The organism is Pseudomonas sp. RA_15y_Pfl2_54 (genome assembly GCF_963971015.1).
Lineage (GTDB): Bacteria > Pseudomonadota > Gammaproteobacteria > Pseudomonadales > Pseudomonadaceae > Aquipseudomonas > Aquipseudomonas baetica_A.
The window spans coordinates 35626-57498 of sequence record NZ_CAXAPN010000025.1; the positions used below are offsets into that span (position 1 = coordinate 35626).

A 21873-nucleotide genomic window follows, 5' to 3' on the forward strand; every position below is an offset into this window, starting at 1 on the left:
ATGAGCGATATTCATGCAAAACCGCCACATGCTCTAAAAGCGCACAGGTTTGTTATGATCCCGCTCCTTCGTAATGGTCTTTCCGAGTAGTCCAAATGTCCGATCGCAGCGTCCGCCTTCAAGCTCTCAAGCACGCCCTCAAAGAGCGCATCCTGATACTCGACGGCGGTATGGGCACGATGATCCAGAGCTACAAGCTCGAAGAGCAGGATTATCGCGGTAAACGCTTCGCGGACTGGCCGAGTGACGTCAAGGGCAACAACGACCTCTTGGTGATCACCCGTCCGGACGTCATCGGCGGCATCGAAAAGGCTTATCTGGATGCCGGCGCCGACATTCTGGAAACCAACACCTTCAACGCCACCCGCATCTCCATGGCCGACTACGGCATGGAAGAGCTGGCGTACGAACTAAACGTAGAGGGCGCGCGCCTGGCGCGCAAAGTCGCCGACGCCAAGACCCTGGAGAACCCGGACAAGCCGCGCTTCGTCGCTGGCGTGCTCGGCCCCACCAGCCGCACCTGTTCGCTGTCGCCTGACGTCAACAACCCTGGCTACCGCAACGTCACCTTTGATGAGCTGGTGGAGAACTACACCGAGGCCACCAAAGGCCTGATCGAGGGCGGCGCCGACCTGATCCTGATCGAAACCATCTTCGACACCCTCAACGCCAAAGCGGCGATCTTCGCCGTGCAAGGAGTGTTCGAAGAGTTGCACCTCGAACTGCCTATCATGATTTCCGGGACCATCACCGACGCCTCCGGGCGGACCTTGTCGGGCCAGACCACCGAAGCGTTCTGGAACTCCGTGGCCCACGCCAAGCCGATTTCGGTGGGCCTGAACTGCGCCCTTGGCGCCAGCGAATTGCGTCCGTATCTGGAAGAACTGTCGAACAAGGCCAGCACCCACGTTTCCGCGCACCCGAACGCCGGCCTGCCGAACGAATTCGGTGAGTACGACGAACTGCCGTCGCAAACCGCCAAAGTCATTGAAGAATTCGCCCAAAGCGGCTTCCTCAATATTGTCGGCGGCTGCTGCGGCACCACTCCGGGCCACATCGAAGCCATTGCCAACGCCGTGGCCGGTTACGCGCCGCGACAAATCCCGGATATTCCCAAGGCCTGCCGCCTCTCGGGCCTGGAGCCGTTCACCATCGATCGCAGCTCGTTGTTCGTCAACGTCGGCGAGCGGACCAACATCACAGGTTCGGCCAAGTTCGCCCGTCTGATCCGCGAAGACAACTACACCGAAGCCCTGGAAGTTGCCCTGCAGCAGGTCGAGGCCGGCGCGCAGGTGATCGACATCAACATGGACGAAGGGATGCTCGATTCGAAGAAGGCCATGGTGACCTTCCTCAATCTGATTGCCGGCGAGCCGGACATCTCCCGCGTACCGATCATGATCGACTCCTCGAAATGGGAAGTGATCGAAGCCGGCCTGAAATGCATTCAGGGCAAGGGCATCGTCAACTCGATCAGCATGAAAGAAGGCGTCGAGCAGTTCATCCATCACGCCAGGCTGTGCAAGCGCTACGGCGCCGCCGTGGTGGTGATGGCGTTCGACGAAGCCGGCCAGGCCGACACCGAAGCGCGCAAGAAAGAAATCTGCAAGCGCTCCTACGACATTCTGGTCAACGAAGTCGGCTTCCCGCCGGAAGACATCATCTTCGACCCGAACATCTTCGCCGTGGCCACCGGCATCGAAGAACACAACAACTACGCTGTGGACTTCATCAATGCCTGTGCCTACATCCGCGACGAACTGCCGTATGCCCTGAGCTCCGGCGGCGTGTCCAACGTGTCGTTCTCGTTCCGCGGCAACAACCCGGTGCGTGAGGCGATTCACTCGGTGTTCCTGCTGTACGCGATCCGCGCCGGCCTGACCATGGGCATCGTCAACGCCGGTCAGCTGGAAATCTACGACCAGATCCCGCAGGAACTGCGCGACGCGGTCGAAGACGTGGTGCTCAACCGCACACCGGAAGGCACCGACGCCCTCCTCGCCATCGCTGACAAATACAAGGGCGACGGCAGCGTCAAGGAAGCCGAGACCGAAGAGTGGCGCAACTGGGACGTCAACAAGCGCCTGGAACACGCACTCGTCAAGGGCATCACCACACACATCGTTGAAGACACCGAACAATCGCGCCAGTCATTCGCCCGCCCGATCGAAGTGATCGAAGGCCCGCTGATGTCGGGCATGAATATCGTCGGCGACCTGTTCGGTGCCGGCAAAATGTTCCTGCCGCAGGTGGTCAAATCCGCCCGTGTAATGAAGCAGGCCGTAGCGCACCTGATCCCGTTCATCGAACTGGAAAAAGGTGACAAACCTGAGGCCAAGGGCAAGATCCTCATGGCCACGGTGAAAGGCGACGTCCACGACATCGGCAAGAACATCGTTGGCGTGGTGCTTGGCTGCAACGGCTACGACATCGTCGACCTCGGCGTCATGGTCCCGGCGGAAAAGATCCTGCAAGTGGCCAAGGAGCAGAAGTGCGACATCATCGGGCTGTCTGGCCTGATCACCCCGTCGCTGGATGAGATGGTTCACGTTGCCCGTGAAATGCAGCGTCAGGACTTCCACTTGCCGTTGATGATCGGTGGCGCGACCACATCCAAAGCGCATACTGCCGTTAAGATCGAGCCCAAGTACAGCAACGACGCCGTGGTTTACGTGACCGACGCCTCCCGCGCGGTCGGCGTGGCAACGCAGTTGCTGTCCAAGGAATTGAAGGCCGGTTTCGTTGAAAAAACCCGAGCCGAATACGTCGAAGTGCGCGAACGTACCGCCAACCGCAGTGCCCGCACCGAACGTCTGAGCTACGCCGCCGCCATCGCGAAGAAACCGCAGTTCGACTGGGCCAATTACCAGCCGGTCAAACCGACCTTCACCGGCAGCAAAGTGCTGGAGAACATCGACCTCAAGGTACTGGCCGAGTACATCGACTGGACGCCGTTCTTCATCTCCTGGGATCTGGCCGGCAAGTTCCCGCGCATCCTCGAAGACGAAGTGGTCGGTGAAGCCGCCACAGCGTTGTACAAAGACGCTCAGGAAATGCTCGCCAAACTGATCGACGAGAAACTGATCAGTGCCCGTGCGGTGTTCGGCTTCTGGCCAGCCAATCAGGTGCATGACGACGACATCGAGCTGTACGGCGATGACGGCAAGCCATTGGCCAAGCTGCATCATCTGCGTCAGCAGATCATCAAGACCGACGGCAAACCGAACTTCTCGCTGGCCGACTTCGTGGCGCCCAAGGACAGCGAAGTGATCGACTATGTCGGTGGCTTCATCACCACCGCCGGTATCGGCGCCGAAGAAGTGGCCAAGGCTTATCAGGATGCCGGCGACGACTACAACTCGATCATGGTCAAGGCACTCGCCGACCGTTTGGCCGAGGCGTGCGCTGAATGGCTGCACCAGCAGGTACGTAAAGAACACTGGGGCTATGCCCGGGATGAAGTGCTCGACAACGAAGCGCTGATCAAAGAGCAATACTCCGGCATTCGTCCTGCGCCGGGTTATCCGGCGTGCCCGGATCACACCGAGAAAGCTGCATTGTTCGCCCTGCTCGACCCAGAAGCCGCCGAAATGCGCGCCGGGCGCAGCGGTGTATTCCTCACCGAGCACTACGCGATGTTCCCGGCGGCAGCGGTCAGCGGCTGGTATTTCGCCCACCCGCAGGCGCAGTACTTCGCCGTGGGCAAGGTCGACAAGGATCAGGTGCAGAGCTACACCTCGCGCAAAGGTCAGGAACTGAGCGTGACGGAGCGCTGGCTGGCGCCGAATCTGGGTTACGACAACTAATCCAGCTTCAACGCAATACTCTGTGGGAGCGAGCGGGCTCCCACAGTGGTTTTTGCGGTGCCCTTGAAACGGTTGGCTATGCTTGTCTGACACACATGGCAGACGAGGGATTTATGGACGATCCAGTCGACAACAAACCGCCGAGTTTCTGGCAGATGCTGCACAGCGTGATGGCAGCGGCGTTCGGCGTGCAGAGCGGCAAGAACCGGGCAAGGGACTTCACCCACGGCAAACCCAGTCATTTCGTGATATTGGGGATTGTGTTCACCGCAGTGTTTGCGCTGACGCTGTTTGCCATCGTCAAACTGGTCGTGCATTTCGCCGGCGTCTGACGTGCTTCAGTGCATCAAGGCCTGGAAAGTGAACGGGTAGCGGTACGAGGCTGGCCGCCCTTTGGCCGAGAGTTTGCGAAATCTCACGCCGTAGTCAGGCGAACTTCCCATGGCCAGCATTCGCCGGGCATGAGCCTTATCGATCAGTTGCAGCAAAGGCACCTGACGATCGCGGCCGCCATGCTGATCCAGATCCACGCCCTGCTCGTGGTCATGCAGTTCCACCAGCGCCCAGCCGCCCAAAGTGAAGTGTCCGCCCAACAGCACGCTCAAGCGCCCATCGACCAGAGCCTGCAGCGCCGCCGGTGACGTATTGACCGCACTGAACAAGGCGTCTTGCCCCGGGATTTTGCCGGTCTCGGAAAACGCGCGCATCGCGCCAAAGGCCATTTCATCGTTGGCCGACCACACCAGTGACACCTTCGGATAGCGCGCGAACAACTGTTTGGCCTGTTCATAGGCGCGCTGCTGCGTCCAGCCGCTGTAGACACGTTGGCGCAAACGTACTTGCGGATGTTCGGCCAGTGCGCGCTGCATGCCGTGCTCACGCAACTGCGCCGACGGCGTGATTTTCAAACCGGAGAACGCCAGCAATTCGATCTCCTCACCCCCGCTCACGGGCCGATGCATTCGAATCAACGCCTTCATCATCAGGTAGCCGCCCTCCTCATCGTTCGGCACCAGGTTGCCGACCCGATCCGTGCGCTCGCCGACCAGAGCTTGCTGGTCGGGGGTCAGTGCAGCGTTAACGATGAACAACTTCACGCCACTGTCTTGAGCCAGACGCAGGATCTGTGGCGCCACGTATTGCTCGTTGACGAACATCAGGTAATCGGGACGATTCGGCCCCTGCAACGCAAGACGCGCCTGAGCGAGTGTCAGTTCGGGTCGACGCAGGGAATAGAGAATGCGCAGATCAATGCCAAGATCCCGGGCGGCTGCCTGCATGAATTGCGAATAACTGACCCAGAACGTTTCCTCGGTCGAGCCGGGATTGAGAAACAGCACGGACTCCGCCCGCGCGCTGGACGCGAAAACCGCGCCAAACAATAGAAAGCTGATGTGAAAAAACCTGAACATGAAACAGCCGGGCCCAAGGAAAAACAGCCGCGATTATAGCCTTCGAAAACCGGCTGCTGGCGCCTGATTCCGTTTTTTGTCCGACAATCGTCGGACACGGGCCCGGAGGGGTCGCTTACTGATGACTGACCCAGAATACCGCCGTTCCTACGACCAGAATGATCAGGAACACAATCGCCCAGGCATCGACACTGCTATCGCTTTTCCTTGCTTTGGTTGGGTTGCTCATTGCATCGCCTCTTGTCGGTTTTATCGGTGATTGCAGAAAGACTCGACCACAGTTAAGACGATGATTGTCCGCACGACAAATGTGGGTTAGTTGACAGCCATTCTCGTTAGGCGATTTGGTTCTTTACATATACTCAAACATCACTTTTGCGCATAACTGCAAACGGGTATATTGCCCCGGCTCCGTTAGAGAGTGCGCGGCCGTGCGCGCAGAATTGCAGAGGCAACCTCGGACTCCAGCAAGCGAAAACCCAGCGTTTTCCGAGTAGCCCAAGCCTGAGAACAGGACTTATATGTACGTATACGACGAGTACGATCAGCGGATCATCGAGGACCGCGTCAAGCAGTTCCGTGATCAGACCCGACGCTATCTGGCAGGTGAGCTGAGCGAGGAAGAATTCCGTCCCCTGCGCCTGCAAAATGGCCTCTACATCCAGCGTTTCGCGCCGATGTTGCGAGTGGCAGTGCCTTACGGCCAACTGACTTCGCGTCAGACCCGCATGATGGCCAGGATTGCCCGCGACTACGACAAGGGCTACGCCCACATCAGCACACGACAGAACGTGCAGTTCAACTGGCCGGCGGTTGAAGATATCCCGGACATCCTGGCGGAACTGGCCACGGTGCAGATGCACGCGATCCAGACCAGCGGCAACTGCCTGCGCAACGTCACCACCGACCAGTTTGCCGGCGTCGCTGCCGACGAAGTGATCGACCCGCGCCCGTGGTGCGAGATCGTGCGTCAGTGGACCACGTTCCACCCTGAATTCGCTTACCTGCCACGCAAATTCAAGATCGCCGTCAACGGTTCGACCGCTGACCGCGCAGCCATTGAAGTGCATGACATTGGCCTGGAGCCAGTGCACAACGAAGCTGGCGAACTGGGCTTTCGCGTGCTGGTCGGTGGCGGCCTCGGTCGTACGCCGGTCGTCGGCGCGTTCATCAATGAGTTTCTGCCCTGGCAGGACCTGTTGAGCTACCTCGACGCCATCCTGCGGGTCTACAACCGTTACGGCCGTCGCGACAACAAATACAAGGCGCGGATCAAGATCCTCGTCAAAGCGCTGACCCCTGAAGTATTTGCGCAGAAAGTCGATGCCGAAATGGAACACCTGCGCGGTGGCCAGACTACGCTGACCGAAGCCGAACTGCATCGCGTCGCCAAGCACTTCGTTGACCCGGACTACAAGGCGCTGGACAACCAGTCTGCCGAACTGGCCGCGCTGGACAAAGAACACCCCGGGTTCGCTCGCTGGCGCACCCGCAACACCCTCGCGCACAAAAAGCCGGGTTATGTGGCCGTGACCCTGTCGCTGAAACCGACCGGCGTTGCCCCGGGCGATATCACCGACAAGCAACTCGATGCCGTCGCCGATCTGGCCGAGCGCTACAGCTTCGGTCAACTGCGCACCTCCCACGAGCAGAACATCATTCTGGCCGACGTCGAGCAGAGCCAGTTGTTCACCCTGTGGGGCGAGCTGCGTGAAGGTGGTTTCGCCACGCCGAACATCGGCCTGCTGACCGACATCATTTGCTGCCCTGGCGGTGATTTCTGCTCGCTGGCCAACGCCAAGTCGATCCCGATTGCCGAATCGATCCAGCGCCGTTTCGACGACCTCGATTACCTGTTCGACATCGGTGAACTGGACCTGAACATCTCCGGCTGCATGAACGCCTGCGGTCACCACCACGTCGGCCACATCGGCATCCTCGGGGTGGACAAGAAAGGTGAGGAGTTCTATCAGGTTTCCCTCGGCGGCAGCGCAAGCCGGGATGCGAGCCTGGGCAAGATCCTCGGCCCGTCCTTCGCTCAGGAAGCCATGCCTGACGTCATCTCGAAGCTGATCGACGTTTACGTTGAACAACGTACCGAAGACGAGCGCTTCATCGACACCTATCAGCGTATTGGCATCGACCTCTTCAAGGAACGCGTCTATGCAGCGAATCATTAAGAACAACGAAGTCGTCGACGAAACCTGGCACCTGTTGCCGAAGGACTTCAACATCGACGAGATCAGCAACTGCGACGATCTGATCGTTCCACTGCAACTGTGGCGCGAACACAGCCGCATGCTCAAGGCACGCGACGGCGGCCTGGGTGTATGGCTTGATGCCGACGAAGAGGCCGAGGAAATAGGTCCTGACGTGGCCGAGTTCCAGGTGATCGCGCTTAACTTCCCGGCGTTCACCGACGGGCGCAACTACTCCAACGCACGCCTGCTGCGTGACCGTTACGGTTTCAAAGGCGAACTGCGGGCAATTGGCGATGTGTTGCGTGACCAGTTGTTCTACATGCACCGCTGCGGTTTCGACGCCTTTGCCATACGCCCGGACAAAGACCCGTACGAAGCGCTTGAAGGCCTCAAGGATTTTTCGGTGACCTATCAGGCGGCCACTGACGAACCCCTGCCGCTATTCCGTCGTCGCTAAACCTGCGGGTTTGCCGCGGACACAAAAACGCCGGTCAATGACCGGCGTTTTTTTATGCGCGACTGTTTTACCAGAAACGTTGCTGGGTCAGACGACTCCACCAGCTCAACAGCACGCGATCCACCGAACCGCTGGCCGCCATGCCGATACGCTCTTGCAGGCTTTTACGCTCGGCGTAGTGCAGGTGGTAGACCTCGGCCTGTCTGGCCTTCTGCGCAAGGTATTCGTCGCTGGTCTTGAGTTCATCAACCAGTTGCTTGTCCAGCGCTGCAACACCAAGCCAGACTTCACCTGTGGCCACTTCATCGATCGCCAGTTGCGGACGATAGCGAGCGACAAAGTTCTTGAACAACTGATGGGTGATGTCCAGGTCTTCCTGAAACTTCTCGCGGCCCTTCTCGGTGTTTTCGCCGAACACGGTCAGGGTGCGTTTGTACTCACCGGCGGTCAGCACTTCAAAGTCGATATCGTGCTTTTTCAGCAAGCGGTTGACGTTGGGCAACTGCGCGACCACGCCAATGGAGCCAAGGATGGCGAACGGCGCACTGATGATCTTGTCGCCGATGCACGCCATCATGTAGCCGCCGCTGGCCGCGACCTTGTCGATACACACGGTCAACGGCACGCCGGCTTCACGAATACGGGCCAGTTGCGAGGAGGCCAGACCGTAGCTGTGGACCATGCCGCCACCGCTTTCCAAACGCAGGACGACTTCGTCCTTGGGTGTGGCGAGTGTCAGCAGCGCGGTGATTTCATGACGCAGGCTTTCGGTGGCCGAAGCCTTGATATCGCCGTCGAAATCCAGCACGAACACCCGTGGTTTGGCTTCGGGCTTTTTCTTCTGCTTCTTCTCGCTTTTCTCGGACTTGGCCTCACCCTTGCGCAAAGCCTTGAGTTGATCCTTGTCGAGCAGCGTTTGCTCAAGGCGCTCACGCAGGCCTTTATAGAAATCATTGAGCTTGCTGACCTGCAACTGACCTGCCGACTTGCGCCGCCCCTTGCTGCGCAACGCGGCAAAACTGGCGAGCACTACCAGAATGGCGATCACCAGCGTGACGGTCTTGGCCAGGAAACTGGCGTATTCGGTGAAAAACTCCACAGAGACTCCTTAAAACAATGCGCGGACGTGAAACACACGCGGGATGGCGCCAGCATACCCATGCGCCGGCTCCTCGACCAGCCGTGAAACCTCTGGCAACACGCCTGTAACGGGCATTTCAAACAAGCGTATGTTTTTTCATTGACAGCACCCCATCATCCTCATAACCTCGCCAAACCTTCAACGTACCGGGATGACGCGGACGTGGGCAGTATCTATTTGATTCGACATGGCCAGGCCTCCTTTGGTGCAGACGACTATGACGTCCTGTCACCGACCGGCGTGCGCCAGGCAGAAGTCCTCGGCCAGCACCTCGCTGAACTGGGTATCCGCTTTGACCGCTGCCTCGCGGGTGACCTGCGTCGCCAACAGCACACGGCCACCAGCGCGCTGGAACAATTCACCGCGCAAGGCCTGTCGGTACCGATGCTGGAAACCGATTGTGCCTTCAACGAATTCGACGCCGACGCCGTGATCCGCGCCCTGCTCCCGGCCATGTTGCCGGACGAACCGGAAGCGCTCGACATCCTGCGCAATGCCGCGCAAAACCGCGGCGAGTTCCAGCGCATTTTCGCCTTGATCATTGAGCGGTGGCTGGCCGGCACTTACGACCCGCCGGGGCTGGAGAGCTGGCTGGGCTTTGTCGAACGGGTTCAGGCCGGATTGCACCGAATCCTCGAACAAGCTGAAAAAAATCAGAAAATCGCCGTGTTCACCTCCGGCGGCACCATCACCGCACTGCTCCACCTCATTACGCAAATGCCTGCGAAACAGGCCTTTGAATTGAACTGGCAAATCGTCAACACCTCGCTCAACCTGCTGAAATTCCGCGGTCGCGAGGTGGCTTTGGCTTCCTTCAACAGTCATGCACACCTGCAACTGTTGAAGGCCCCGGAACTCATCACCTTCCGCTGAGTCCGGATTACTGTGAACCTTGCTGTAATCAACCTGCTCTTATTACCCAAGAAAGGATCGAACCATGACCTCCGTAGCTGATGCCGTACAAGCAATGAAAGCCAAGTTCAACCCAGCCGCTGCTGCCGGTCTGGACCTGGTCTTCGGTTTCCGCATCGACGAAACCAAGAACTTCTCGCTGATCGTCAAGGACAGCACCTGCGAGCTGCAAGAAGGCGAAAACCCGGACGCCCAGGTCACTCTGGTGATGGACGGCGAAACCCTGGAAGGCATCGTCGACGGTTCGACCGACGGCATGCAAGCATTCATGGGCGGCAAACTGCGCGCTGAAGGCGACATGATGCTGGCGATGAAACTGTCTGAGCTGTTCCCGTCGTAAGACTACGATTCGGAAAAAACAAATCCCGCCTTGGTGGCGGGATTTGTCGTTTCAGGGTCAATGGATGCCGGCGGCGTCCAGCGCCTTGAAGACCTGCCGATCAGCGACCTGGGGCCCACTGTCGGGGTACATCAACTGGACGCCGCCTCCGGGGAGGATTTCACCGGTTTGCGCATCACGCGCGAAGGTGATGACATACCGCTCCCCCTGATACTTCAAGTAGATATTGTAATAATCCTGCGGCTGATCCGGTGCTGCGAAAGCACTGTAACGAATGAACGCAGTGTTCACATTCAACTACCAGCCCTTAACGGCGCAGGCTCTGAGTCTCGTCCAGTTCCTTGAATATCCGCACGTAATGCGCATCGGATTCTTGGTTCGGATAAATCAGTTTTGCACTGTTTTTATCGATCAGCTCTCCCGTTTGCGCATCTCGGCTGAAGGTGATGACAAACCGTTGATTTCCCAGATTCAGGAACAGGTTATAGAGATCGACTGGCTTGTCCGGCTTGTCGAACTTGCTGATCCAGTACCTGACACGCCCAGTCAGATCCGGTGGGTCGTTGATAAGCGAGTCGGTATTGACCTGGGGAAAGTCATACTCAAGCGCCACCCCTGCGATGGCGACGAGGTCATCGTTCATGTTCGCCGTAACCGGCAGAGGTTTATTGCGCAGCATGCTTTCGGCGCTTGCTTGGGCCGGGGTTCCCATGAGACGGCGGCTGTACATTCCGCTTGTAAACCAGCGAGTGGCGTCGAAACGATTATCGTCTGGACTCCAGATGCCGTAATACATCATTACTTTCGAGGACATTTCGTCTTCCTTGCCAACGAGATATAGACCCATCAAAACCGCGACGGCCAATAGCCCGATCGCACGAAAAACCGTTGTTTTTTTTATAGTTGAGGTCATTTGGCTGGTTTGTATTCGCACAGCTTTTTGGGAACGCCATCCGGTGTATTGCCAGATCGTACGCCATGGACAGCCCCTTCAGCGTCCAGGGGATATCCGAGTGTGTCGTTGTAATGTTCCCGTCCTTGAGCTTGTTTCAACAGCGCGGCATCTTTCTCGCTCAATGTTTTGACAGGCGGCACAGGCGCCCGCTCATTCGGCAACTGAGCGGCGGGATCTTTGCTGGTGGTGCGGTGGGCTGTCAACCGACGCTGGTAATCACTGAGATTCTTGCGGTAGGCACGGCTGGCGGCCTTGTCCGCTTCCTGCTTGGTCGGTGCCTGCTCCACCGCGGCACGATCTTCGTGGGTGCCATAGGTCTGGTCATACAGACTGCGCCGAGGAAATGCCCACACGGTTGTTCCAGTGGCATCAGCCATTATTTGCGCGAGACTGAGTTCAAAGTGCGGGTCTTCATTTTCCGCTACTTTCACGCTCGCGTTGATCCCTAATCCGGTTCGGCATGCGTAGGAATAGATCTTCGCGCCATAGGCGAACGCGTCAGGCGTAAACATGCGAGCCTGGGCATCACGTAATCGGTAGCTGTCACGTTTGTCCAGCTCGTACCCCAGTTCTATGCTGCCTACAACGCCGTGGGAAAAGAAATCCATTTGCTTGATTTCCCGACTTCTGCGTTTTCGACTCGCGACAAAATCAACCAACTGCGAAATTGAATCGTACTCGCGATACTCGGCACCATAACCCTCGGTCACGATCTTTTTGACTTCAGCCAACAGATTTGGGTCGTACTCATCCTTGAAGATCAGAAATGCCCGTTGAATAGAGTAACTCGGCGTAGACGGTGGATAGCTTTTGAGCTGACGTATGCCCTGGTTGATGAAGTTCATCATGTTGCCCCGCTGGCCACGAATATTCGCGATAAAACCCAGGTAGGACGCTCCCACTACCGTCACATAGTCCTGCGCCAGAGTCCCCTTCACTTGCGTCGTCGCGTGCTGATCGTTCGTCTGGCCCTGATTTTTTTTTGGAGTTGCCACGTAAAACCTTCCTTAGTAAGCGATACCCAGAGCATCCAGGTGGGCGGCGGCTTCCTTACCCCATTGCACGACAATGGAGGTCGGATCGGCAGTGAACACGCGTACGGCGTTGCCGTGGTTGTCAGTGTGGCCGACAAGGCGTTGGCCGTCTCCGGTTTCGATGCAATAGAGCATATCGGGAATCGCCTCGCCGGTGGTTTCATCAACCAGTTGGAAGCGTTCGCTGTGTTTGGGCACAGTCACGATAGGAGTGAAGGGTGCGGCGCCGACTTGAGTGCCCACGAACACGTCGCCAGAGCCGGTGATGATCATACCGCCATGGGCGGTGCCACTGCCGAGAAACGCAATGGGTTGGCCATTGATCAGGATGTTGCCGATTCCTTCGGTGACCGAATCACCGCACGCCGTTGTGTCTCCGACACGCAGCACCGGCATGCCGTTGATATTCACGTTGGGCGAACCGCTGGTGCTTGGGTTGGTACCGTGACCGGTCACCGGACAGGCATTGAGATCGCTGAGTCGAGCGGCTGGTTTTGCCATCGTCTACTTCCTTGTATTGGCTAGGGCGCGGGGAATGTACCGGATCTATACCAGGGATAAAAGTCTGTCGCCGCGTATAAAGGCCGAATCTGGCGTAGCGAAGGATGCCGCCAGCAACTCACGGGTATAGGGATGGGCCCGGCAATCGCGTCCGAACCTTAGATCCTCGAGCCGCCGCTGCTGAGGATTTCGTTACGCTCAATCACCGCCCCGGTCAACGCACTGCCATCGTCCAAAGTGAAATCACGTCGTTCAGCAGTATCGGTCACCAACTCCCCTGCATCCGGCAACCCGCCGTAACGCCGCCCGAGCAACCCGGCCAGCAGCACAATACCGAGCACACTCAAACTGCCGCTGATAAATCCACGACTGCTCGACGCCGCATTGAGGCTCTGCAGCAGACGGTTGCACGGCAACCAACGCAAAGTCGGATCGCACAGCAGGACCAGACTTGCGCCCATTTGTTCGATGACATGCGGATGCTAAGGATCGGCGGTACGCAAGACATCGAATGCAGCGCGCCAGGCTCACGAATGGGAGGCCGGTAGTGCCAGGCCCCGTAAAAAGAAGACGCTTCGTCGCCTCGCAAAAGATTGGCTGACAGAACGTTGACCTCGATCACTGGCGCACGGGTGAGACTGATTAATCTTCCGGCTCCATCGAAGGCCAGGGAAGGCTCACCGGGAGCCTGCGGCTGATCCCATTCAAGGAAGAACTCTCATGCGACCACTCAACATCATTCTGCTGTCGTCGGCATTCAACGGTTTGACTCAACGCGCCTGGCTGGAACTGCGTCAGGCCGGACATTCGCCCAGCGTCGTGGTGTTTACCGACGACGCTTCGGTGTGTGAACAGATCGAACGCAGCGGCGCGGATCTGGTGATCTGTCCGTTCCTCAAGGACCGCGTGCCGCCAGCGCTTTGGCGTAACACCGAACGTCCGGTGGTGATCATTCATCCGGGCATCGTCGGCGATCGTGGCGCCAGTGCGCTGGACTGGGCGATCACCCATGAGCTGTCGAGCTGGGGCGTGACCGCGTTGCAAGCGGTTGAAGAGATGGACGCCGGCCCGGTCTGGGCGACCTGCGAATTCAATCTGCCGTCGGGCTTGCGCAAGTCCGAGCTGTACAACGGTCGGGTCAGCGATGCGGCGATTCGTTGCATTCGCGAGGTAATCGAAAAATTCGTCGAAGGTTATGCGCCAGTGCCGCTGGATTACACCGACCCCAAAGTGCGTGGGCGTTTGCAGCCGAACATGAAACAGATCGACCGAAGCTTCAACTGGCACGACTGCGCGCGCTTCATCAAGCGCTGCATCGACGCGGCGGACGGCCAGCCCGGCGTACTGGCAAGCCTGGCGGGAGGTCAGTATTACGTGTACGACGCGCACCTGGATTCGCGCACGGGTCTGCCCGGCGAAATCCTCGCCGTGCAGGACGATGCCGTGCTGGTCGCGACCGGCGATCAGAGCCTGTGGATCGGCTCGCTGCGGCGCAAACCGCAGCCTGGCGAAGAAACTTTCAAGCAACCGGCGCGGCATGTGCTGGCCGGGCAATTGGCCGATGTGCCGACGCTCGACAGCTCGATTGCCACCCAGCCATTCAGCGACGCGGCCTATCAACCGATTCGGTACCGCGAATCCGGGCATGTCGGCGAACTGACCTTCGAGTTCTACAACGGTGCCATGAGCACCGAGCAATGCCAACGCTTGGTCCAAGCGCTGCGCTGGGCCAAGTCCCGCGACACTCAGGTGTTATTGATCAAGGGCGGACGCGGGAGTTTTTCCAACGGTGTGCATTTGAACGTGATTCAGGCCGCGCAGGATCCGGGGGCTGAAGCCTGGGCGAATATTCAGGCAATCGATGATGTCTGTGAGCAATTACTGACGGCGCGGCAACTGGTGGTCAGCGGCGTAACGGGCAGTGCTGGCGCCGGTGGCGTGATGCTCGCGTTGACGGCCGATATCGTCTTTGCCCGGGCCGATATCGTGCTCAATCCGCATTACAAAAGCATGGGGTTGTACGGCTCCGAATACTGGACTTACAGCCTGCCCCGCGCCGTTGGCCCGGCGATGGCCGAGCAACTGACTCAAGCCTGCCTGCCGGTCAGTGCCCACCAGGCCCTGCAACTGGGTATGGTTCAGGAGATCGGCCCGCGTTGCCCGGATGAGTTTTCGCTGTGGCTGCTGCAACGGGCCAACAGCGTTTTGAGCGACCCGACCTATGCCGCTGTGCGTGAACGCAAGGCCCGGGTTGATCAGGTGCTGATCCAGCAATGCCGTGAAAGCGAGCTGCAGGAGATGCAGGAAGACATGCTCTACAACCGCAGTGGTTTCGCCGAGAAATGCGCCCATTTTGTTTACAAGCGCAAGGCGTGTGGCACGCCGGCGCGGCTGATCGCGGATTGGGCACGGGGGCGTGAAGTTGAGTTGACGGACTGATCGTCACCGCCCGCCACGGCCTCATCGCCGGCAAGCGAGCGCTCACAGATATCAAACCGTGGCCGCGACCCTAATGGCGATTGAACGATGACGCAGTGTAGAGGCTGCACATACAATGCGCCCACCTCAAACACTGGCCCCCCCATGGACATCGACCTCGCCCGCACCTTTCTGGAAATCGTCCGCCACGGCAGCCTCGCCGCGGCGGCGCAGAAGCTGTTCGTCACACAAACGGCAATCACCGCCAGGGTGCAGAAACTCGAAAGCCAGTTGGGCAGCACCCTGTTCGTGCGTAATCGGGCCGGGGCGAAACTGACGCCCAACGGCGAGGCCTTTGTGGTCTACGCCAATCAACTGGTGCAGACCTGGGAGGCCGCGCGCCGCGACTTGCCGCTGCCCGAGGGTTATCACAACGTGCTGCACATCGGCGGAGAAGTCAGCCTGTGCAATCCGTTGATGCTCAGTTGGGCTGCCGAACTGCGCGAGAAAATTCCCGGGCATGCGTTGCGCATGGAAATCCGCGACGGCGAAAACCTGCTGCGCCAACTTGAACTCGGTGTGCTCGACGCGGCGCTGGTCTATCAGCCCGAATACTGGCCGGGGTTGCAGGTCGAGCAGGTGCTGGAAGAAAAGCTGATCCTGGTGCGCGCGCCTGATCGCCCGGATCCCTACGTCTACATCGACTGGGGCCCGGATTTTCGCCGCCAGCACGATGCCGCTCTGCCGGAAAAAGCCAAAGCCGCGCTGAGTTTCAACCTCGGCCCTCTGGCCCTGCAATACATCCTCGAACACGGTGGCAGCGGCTACTTCCGCACTCGCGTCGTGCGCACCTACCTGGAGAGCGGCGCCCTGGAGCCGGTGACCAAAGCCCCTGAATTCGGTTACCCGACCTATCTGGTGTACTCGCGCGATCGCGACTCGGCGACGCTGCAACAAGCCTTCAATCTGCTGCGCGAAGTGATTCGCAACGATGACGACTGGTCGCAACGCTGGAACCCACTGAGCTGAGGCGGCCGCTTTACAGCCGATCATGGCGCATGTGCCCCAAGGTCTGGCCTGCATAAACGAGCGGATCGGCTAATCTGCCGGGTATGACAACGATCCCCGCAGGTGACGCAGTGAGGCAGACCACCGAGGCATTTCGCAGTCGCTACCGTGCGGCGATCCATCCGCTTTACAACCCGTGGTTGCATGGCGCCTTCGTGCTGCTGTTCGGCGTACTGGCCATCGGCATGTTCTGGAGCAATGTGCAGCAGGTGCAACCGCTGCAATGGCTGACCGTGCCGCTGACCCTGCTGTTCTTCAATTTCGGCGTGTACAGCGTGCATCGCCATCTCGGCCACCATAAAAAAGCCTTCGCGAAAATGTTCTACGCCCGACATGCGGGCGATCATCACAGTTTCTTCACCCCCGGCCACATGACCTACGACAGTGCCCGCGACTGGCGGGTGATTCTGTTCCCGGCCTGGCTGATCGTCATTCACACGCTGTTCATCACCCTGCCGGGGTGGTGGCTGCTCGTGCAGGCCAATGTCAACGTTGCCGGGCTGTTCGGCGGCTGCATGGTGTTCGGTTATCTTGCCTACGAGGTGTTTCACGCCTGCGAGCATCTGCCGCCGGACAATCCGTTGACCCGGCTGCCGTGGATCCGCCAGATGCGTCGCCTGCACGAATTGCATCACCGCCGCGAGCGCATGCAGGAATGCAACTTCAACATTGTCTTGCCCTTGATGGACTACTTGTTCGGCACCCTTTACTGGGAGCCGGAAACCGCCCCTTTGAGCCATTCGAGAATGCCCATGACGCGCCTGCAACACCCGATCGATATCGCCGGTGAACCGATTGCCGTGCTGGCCTACGCTGCCAGCGTCAGCCGCTGGCCAGAGTGGCACCCGTCTTCGCTGAAAATCAACGGCCCACAGGGCCCCCTGCATGCGGGTTCGCACTTCGAGGAGGATATTCATGCGGGTGGGCGGCCAGGTCACTTGAGCTGGGAAGTCACGGAGTATCTGCCCGGTCGGCGCTGGTGCGCGCAGGCGCACGGTGATCACGGGTTGTCATTGTTGCTCACTTACGAATGCTCGACCGAAGGCAGCGGCACACGGTTTGTGCGCACCCTGGAGTATCGCTTCGAGGGTCTGGGCATGCGCATCGCCAATCAGTTGCTGCTCAAACGCCGTATTGGTCGCGAGTCGGCTGCGTCGATGCTCGCGTTACGCGACATGGCCACGCAATACATTGCATCGGCGAGGGCAAGCGCATGAAGTTGGGACATGGGTTGATGCTGCTGATCATTCTCGTTTTCGCGTTTTTGTTGCTGATGCCCACCCGGGTTGAGCCGGTTGCCTGGAAACCACAGGCCGCGCCATCGCTGACCAACGGAATCTACGCCGAAAACCAAAAACTCAAAGGCGTTGCACAGGTTGGCCCGAGTGACATCGAAGGGCCAGAGGCGCTGCTGCTGGAAGGTGACTTTTTGATCACTGGATTGCATGACGGTCGGCTGATTCGCAGCAGTCTCGACGGTCAGGAACGCCAAGTGCTCGCAGATACCGGCGGACGCCCCTTGGGTCTGGCCCGACATCCCAACGGTTTGCTGGTGATTGCCGACGGCGTCAAAGGTTTGCTCTCGCTCGATGCACAAGGGCGCTTGATTGCCCTGGCGACAGCCGCCAATGGCCTGGCGTTCGGTTTCACCGACGATGTGGCCATCGACCAATCCGGGCATTACGCCTACTTCAGTGATGCCTCCAGCCGTTGGGGTTATGGCCATGACGGCGAGGCGATTATCGAGCATGGCGGTGACGGACGTCTGTTGCGCTATGACTTTCAGACCGGCAAAACCAGCGTACTGCTGGACAAACTGGAGTTCGCCAACGGCGTGACCCTCGGCCCAGATGACGCCTATGTATTGGTCAACGAAACCGGCGCTTACCGCATCAGCCGCTACTGGCTGACCGGGCCCAAGGCCGGCACCCATGACCTGTTCATCGACAATTTGCCGGGGCTGCCGGACAACCTCGCCTTCAACGGCAGCGACCGGTTTTGGGTGGCGCTGTACGCACCGCGCAATCCCTTGCTCGATGGCACTGCCGGGTATCCGCTCGTACGCAAGATGATCGTGCGAGCGCTGACCGTGTTGCCCAAACCGGTGGAAAAGCGCGGGTTTGTGCTGGGGCTGGATCTGGACGGCAAGGTGATTGCCAATCTGCAGGATGCCAGCAGCGGTAATTACTCACCGATAACGACGGCGCGCGAGTATGGGCCGTGGTTGTATTTCGGGTCGTTGAAGGCTTCGCATATGGCGCGTTTGCCCTTGGCAGATGCGCTCAAATGAGCCCGCATTAAAGGCACTGGACTGACTGACGCTATCGCTGGCAAGCCTGCTCCCACGCGGTTTGTGAAACATCGAAAATCATTCGATAACCACAAACCTGTGGGATCGGTCATGGGGCACCTCGCAAGGAGTCGATGAATTCGGACTCTGAACATTCGAGGTGCCGGGCGTGGTTGTCGTTCCAGTCAATCTACAACCGTAGGTCGGCGGATCAGGACGGGGGCTGCAAATGGCTGACGATCTCGTCCTTGACCTTCAGGCGCTTCTCTTTGAGTTTTTTCAGTTCATCGTCGCTGGGGGCATCCGAGGTGGCCGTTTCGGCCTTGACCACATCGGCATCAGCCTGGGAATACTTGTTGATCAGTGAATCCAGTCGTGGATCCTGGGTGCGTTTTTGCTGGATCTCTTCCTTCGTGCAACTCAAGTCCTGAAACAGGTCATGGGGAACCGGCATGGAACACCTCCATCAGTTGATCGGGAGGCCAGCGCGACCGATTGCGCTGACCCGTTATCAGAATGGCCTTGGTTGAACGCTTCTGTCGACCACCTGTCAGACCAGCGGCGCCCGTTCGTCGCCCTGTCGCTATTGCGATAAAGCCTTTGCTCGTTGCGCGCCCTCAATCGCCTGTCGCTCAAAAAACTGTGGCCGGTGGCCTGAAGCGATGAGGCCATTGGAGACGATACATTTAACGACTCATGGCGCGGGCAAGGAATGGCGCAGTCCGGCTCTTCTTGCTCGCCGCGACTTTCTGCGGCGTACCCGCCGCAACAATCTTGCCGCCCATATCCCCCGCCCCCGGGCCGATGTCGATCACCCAGTCGCTCTGCGCGACCACGCGCATTTCATGTTCGACCACGATCACCGTGTGCCCCGCCGTCACCAGCGCATCCAACTGCTCCAGCAACCGATCGACATCGCGCGGGTGCAATCCGGTGGTCGGTTCATCCAGCACATACAAGGTGGCGCCACGCTGGTTACGCTGCAACTCGGTGGCCAGTTTGATCCGCTGCGCCTCACCGCCGGACAGTTCCGTGGCTGGCTGCCCCAGGCGCAAATAACCCAGACCGATGTCGCGCAGCACCTCCAGTGAACGCCGAATGCCCGGTTGCTCGATGAACACGCTCACCGCCTCGTCGACAGTCAGTTGCAACACCTGAGCGATGCTCAAGCCTTGCCACATTATCGCCAGCGTCTGCGGGTTGTACCGTGCGCCATGACAGGTCGGGCACGGTGCATACACGCTGGGCATGAACAGCAATTCGACACTGACAAAGCCTTCCCCCTCGCACGTCGCGCAACGACCCTTGGCGACGTTGAAGGAAAACTGCCCGGCGTCATAACCCGCCGCCCGCGCCTGGGGTGTCGCGGCGAACAGCTTGCGCACGTTGTCGAATAACCCGGTGTAGGTCGCCAGATTGGAGCGTGGCGTGCGACCGATGGGTTTCTGATCGACTTGCACCAGTCGCTTGATCGAATCCAGTCCGGCGCTGACGTGTCCGCCGCTGACCTGCGGTGCGTCGTCTTCGAGGGTGAGTGCTTCCGACTCGTGATCAACCGTCGGCCGCCCCAGTTGCGCGCCGACCAGTTCCAGCAACGCCTGACTGACCAGACTCGATTTTCCGGAACCGGACACGCCCGTCACCGAAGTGAAGCAACCCAAGGGAAACTCGGCGCTGAGATTGGTCAGGTTGTTGCGGGTGATACCGTCGAGTTTCAGCCACGCTGTCGGCTTGCGCGCCGTCCGCGTCTGCCCTTGCGCTTGCGCTTGCGCTTGGGCAAACAGATAGGCGCGCGTCTGCGAATGCTCAATGGCGGCCAACCCCGCCGGCGGGCCGCTGTACAACACTTGACCACCCTGCTCTCCCGCCGCCGGCCCGACGTCAATCAACCAGTCGGCTCGGCGCATGGTTTCCAGATCATGCTCGACCACAAACAGCGTGTTGCCCTCGGCTTTCAAGCGCTGCAAGGCTTCGAACAAGGCCTCGCCGTCCGCCGGGTGCAAACCGGCGGACGGTTCGTCGAGCACGTAAATCACGCCGAACAATTGCGAGCCCAGTTGCGTGGCCAGTCTCAGGCGCTGCAACTCCCCGGACGACAAGGTCGGCGTGCTGCGCTCCAGCGCCAGATAACCGAGGCCCAAATCGGTCAGGGTACTGACCCGCTCGAGCAAGTCCTCGGCAATACGCTGCGCTGCCAGGCGTTTTTCCAGGGACAGGTTCGGGGTGTGCCGCACATCCGGCGCGCTAGTGTGTCCGCTGGCGCCGTGGGCTACACGCTGCTGACGGGCCTCGCGAGTCTGCGCATGGCTCAGGGTTTCGCCGCGCTCTTCAGCGCGATCCAGATAGCTGGCTGCCGCCACCGGTTTCAGCACCTCGGCCACCTTCAACAACGGCATCTGCGACAACTCGCCGATGTCATACCCGGCGAACGTCACCGACAACGCCTCGCGCTTGAGGCGTTTGCCCTCACACAGAGGACAAGGACTGCCGAGCATAAACTGCGAAACACGCTTCTTCATCAGCGCACTTTGCGAGTGGGTAAAGGTGTGCAGAATGTAGCGCCGGGCGCCGGTGAACGTGCCTTGGTAACTCGGCTCTTTCTTGTGCTTGAGGGCGAACCGGGTTTCTTCCGGGGTCAGCCCGGCGTACACCGGAACGGTTGGGGTCTGTTCGGTAAACAGAATCCAGTCGCGCTGCTTTTTCGGCAGTTTGCGCCACGGGATATCGACGTCGATGCCCAGGGTCACGAGGATGTCGCGCAGGTTCTGGCCTTGCCACGCCAAGGGCCAGGAAGCCACCGCGCGCTGGCGAATGGTCAGGCCAGGATCAGGCACCATCAAGGCTTCGGTGACTTCATACACCCGGCCGAGCCCATGGCACTCGGGGCACGCGCCCTGTGGCGTATTGGGCGAAAAATCCTCGGCATACAGCATCGCCTGCCCCGGCGGATAACTGCCGGCACGCGAATACAGCATACGGATCAGGCTCGACAACGTGGTGACGCTGCCCACCGATGAACGCGTGCTCGGTGTACCGCGTTGTTGTTGCAGCGCCACGGCAGGTGGCAGGCCTTCGATGGAGTCGACATCCGGCACGCCGACCTGATCGATCAGGCGCCGCGCATACGGCGCCACTGATTCGAAATAACGCCGCTGGGCTTCGGCATACAACGTCGAGAACGCCAGCGATGACTTGCCCGACCCCGATACTCCGGTGAACACCACCAAGGCATCGCGGGGAATGTCGACGTCAACGTTCTTCAGATTGTGTTCACGAGCACCGCGCACCCGAACCATGCCGGTGGTTGCCTTGGAGGTACGCTTGGAAGTCATCAGCCT

The 21873-nt window shown here is 59.4% G+C and carries 19 protein-coding genes; 10 read left to right on the plus strand and 9 right to left on the minus strand.

The annotated features are described in order from the left end of the window. Positions 1–95: 95 nt before the first annotated feature. Positions 96–3806: a methionine synthase gene (metH, locus tag AACY50_RS18455; RefSeq protein ID WP_339432924.1), complete on the plus strand. Its 3711-nt coding sequence runs from the start codon at positions 96–98 to the stop codon at positions 3804–3806. Between the two features lie 113 nt (positions 3807–3919). Then, positions 3920–4138 (plus strand): DUF2970 domain-containing protein, encoded by a 219-nt coding sequence (locus AACY50_RS18460; RefSeq protein WP_221732738.1) that lies wholly within the window; start codon positions 3920–3922, stop codon positions 4136–4138. A 6-nt stretch (positions 4139–4144) separates the two neighbouring features. Here the strand turns inward: AACY50_RS18460 and AACY50_RS18465 are convergent, their stop codons facing one another. Then, positions 4145–5218 carry an ABC transporter substrate-binding protein gene (locus tag AACY50_RS18465; protein WP_339432923.1) on the minus strand — a complete coding sequence of 358 codons (1074 nt, stop codon included), beginning with the start codon at positions 5216–5218 and terminating at the stop codon, positions 4145–4147. Between the two features lie 521 nt (positions 5219–5739). Here AACY50_RS18465 and AACY50_RS18470 point away from each other — a divergent pair. Together AACY50_RS18470 and AACY50_RS18475 are read left to right on the plus strand one after the other, a co-directional pair. Beyond that, positions 5740–7398, plus strand: a complete 1659-nt coding sequence (locus AACY50_RS18470; protein ID WP_339432922.1) for a nitrite/sulfite reductase — start codon at positions 5740–5742, stop codon at positions 7396–7398. After that, positions 7382–7876, plus strand: coding sequence for a DUF934 domain-containing protein (locus tag AACY50_RS18475; RefSeq protein WP_339432921.1), 495 nt, complete (start codon positions 7382–7384; stop codon positions 7874–7876). Before AACY50_RS18470 ends, AACY50_RS18475 begins: the two co-directional genes overlap by 17 nt. 67 nt (positions 7877–7943) lie before the next feature. On the opposite strand, the gene sohB is transcribed toward AACY50_RS18475, so the two are convergent. Further along, positions 7944–8975, minus strand: a complete 1032-nt coding sequence (sohB, locus tag AACY50_RS18480) for a protease SohB (RefSeq protein WP_339432920.1) — start codon at positions 8973–8975, stop codon at positions 7944–7946. A gap of 204 nt (positions 8976–9179) precedes the next feature. On the opposite strand from sohB, the gene AACY50_RS18485 reads away from it, so the two are divergent. Then, a complete protein-coding gene (locus tag AACY50_RS18485) occupies positions 9180–9890 on the plus strand; it encodes a histidine phosphatase family protein (protein WP_339432919.1) in 711 nt (236 codons plus the stop codon). 64 nt (positions 9891–9954) lie between these two features. Then, a complete protein-coding gene (locus AACY50_RS18490; protein WP_103302367.1) occupies positions 9955–10269 on the plus strand; it encodes an SCP2 sterol-binding domain-containing protein in 315 nt (104 codons plus the stop codon). Positions 10270–10326: 57 nt separating this feature from the next. Here AACY50_RS18490 and AACY50_RS18495 read toward each other — a convergent pair whose 3' ends face one another. The 5 genes from AACY50_RS18495 to AACY50_RS18515 all read right to left on the minus strand — a co-directional run bounded on the left by AACY50_RS18495 (position 10327) and on the right by AACY50_RS18515 (position 13220). Next, positions 10327–10560 carry a hypothetical protein gene (locus AACY50_RS18495; protein ID WP_339464514.1) on the minus strand — a complete coding sequence of 78 codons (234 nt, stop codon included), beginning with the start codon at positions 10558–10560 and terminating at the stop codon, positions 10327–10329. Between the two features lie 16 nt (positions 10561–10576). Continuing rightward, positions 10577–11083 (minus strand): hypothetical protein, encoded by a 507-nt coding sequence (locus tag AACY50_RS18500; RefSeq protein ID WP_339432918.1) that lies wholly within the window; start codon positions 11081–11083, stop codon positions 10577–10579. A gap of 95 nt (positions 11084–11178) precedes the next feature. Beyond that, positions 11179–12219, minus strand: a complete 1041-nt coding sequence (locus tag AACY50_RS18505; protein ID WP_339464516.1) for a hypothetical protein — start codon at positions 12217–12219, stop codon at positions 11179–11181. Positions 12220–12231: 12 nt separating this feature from the next. Continuing rightward, positions 12232–12759 (minus strand): PAAR domain-containing protein, encoded by a 528-nt coding sequence (locus AACY50_RS18510; RefSeq protein WP_339432916.1) that lies wholly within the window; start codon positions 12757–12759, stop codon positions 12232–12234. A 158-nt stretch (positions 12760–12917) separates the two neighbouring features. After that, positions 12918–13220 (minus strand): hypothetical protein, encoded by a 303-nt coding sequence (locus AACY50_RS18515; RefSeq protein ID WP_339495550.1) that lies wholly within the window; start codon positions 13218–13220, stop codon positions 12918–12920. 259 nt (positions 13221–13479) lie between these two features. Between AACY50_RS18515 and AACY50_RS18520 the strand changes: the two genes are divergently transcribed. The 4 genes from AACY50_RS18520 to AACY50_RS18535 all read left to right on the plus strand — a co-directional run bounded on the left by AACY50_RS18520 (position 13480) and on the right by AACY50_RS18535 (position 18535). Further along, positions 13480–15198, plus strand: a complete 1719-nt coding sequence (locus AACY50_RS18520) for a hydrogenase maturation protein (protein WP_339495551.1) — start codon at positions 13480–13482, stop codon at positions 15196–15198. A 144-nt stretch (positions 15199–15342) separates the two neighbouring features. Next, positions 15343–16206: a LysR family transcriptional regulator gene (locus AACY50_RS18525; RefSeq protein WP_339432913.1), complete on the plus strand. Its 864-nt coding sequence runs from the start codon at positions 15343–15345 to the stop codon at positions 16204–16206. A 110-nt stretch (positions 16207–16316) separates the two neighbouring features. Then, positions 16317–17462, plus strand: a complete 1146-nt coding sequence (locus AACY50_RS18530) for a sterol desaturase/SRPBCC family protein (RefSeq protein ID WP_339432912.1) — start codon at positions 16317–16319, stop codon at positions 17460–17462. After that, the gene (locus AACY50_RS18535) at positions 17459–18535 is read left to right on the plus strand and encodes an SMP-30/gluconolactonase/LRE family protein (RefSeq protein ID WP_339432911.1); all 1077 of its coding nucleotides are present in this window, start codon (positions 17459–17461) and stop codon (positions 18533–18535) included. Before AACY50_RS18530 ends, AACY50_RS18535 begins: the two co-directional genes overlap by 4 nt. A gap of 211 nt (positions 18536–18746) precedes the next feature. On the opposite strand, the gene AACY50_RS18540 is transcribed toward AACY50_RS18535, so the two are convergent. Further along, entirely contained in the window at positions 18747–18989 is a 243-nt protein-coding gene (locus AACY50_RS18540; protein WP_221732752.1) for a DUF465 domain-containing protein, read from the minus strand. A 232-nt stretch (positions 18990–19221) separates the two neighbouring features. Beyond that, complete coding sequence (locus tag AACY50_RS18545; protein ID WP_339538967.1) at positions 19222–21867, minus strand: excinuclease ABC subunit UvrA; 2646 nt, start codon at positions 21865–21867, stop codon at positions 19222–19224. Positions 21868–21873 lie beyond the last annotated feature (6 nt).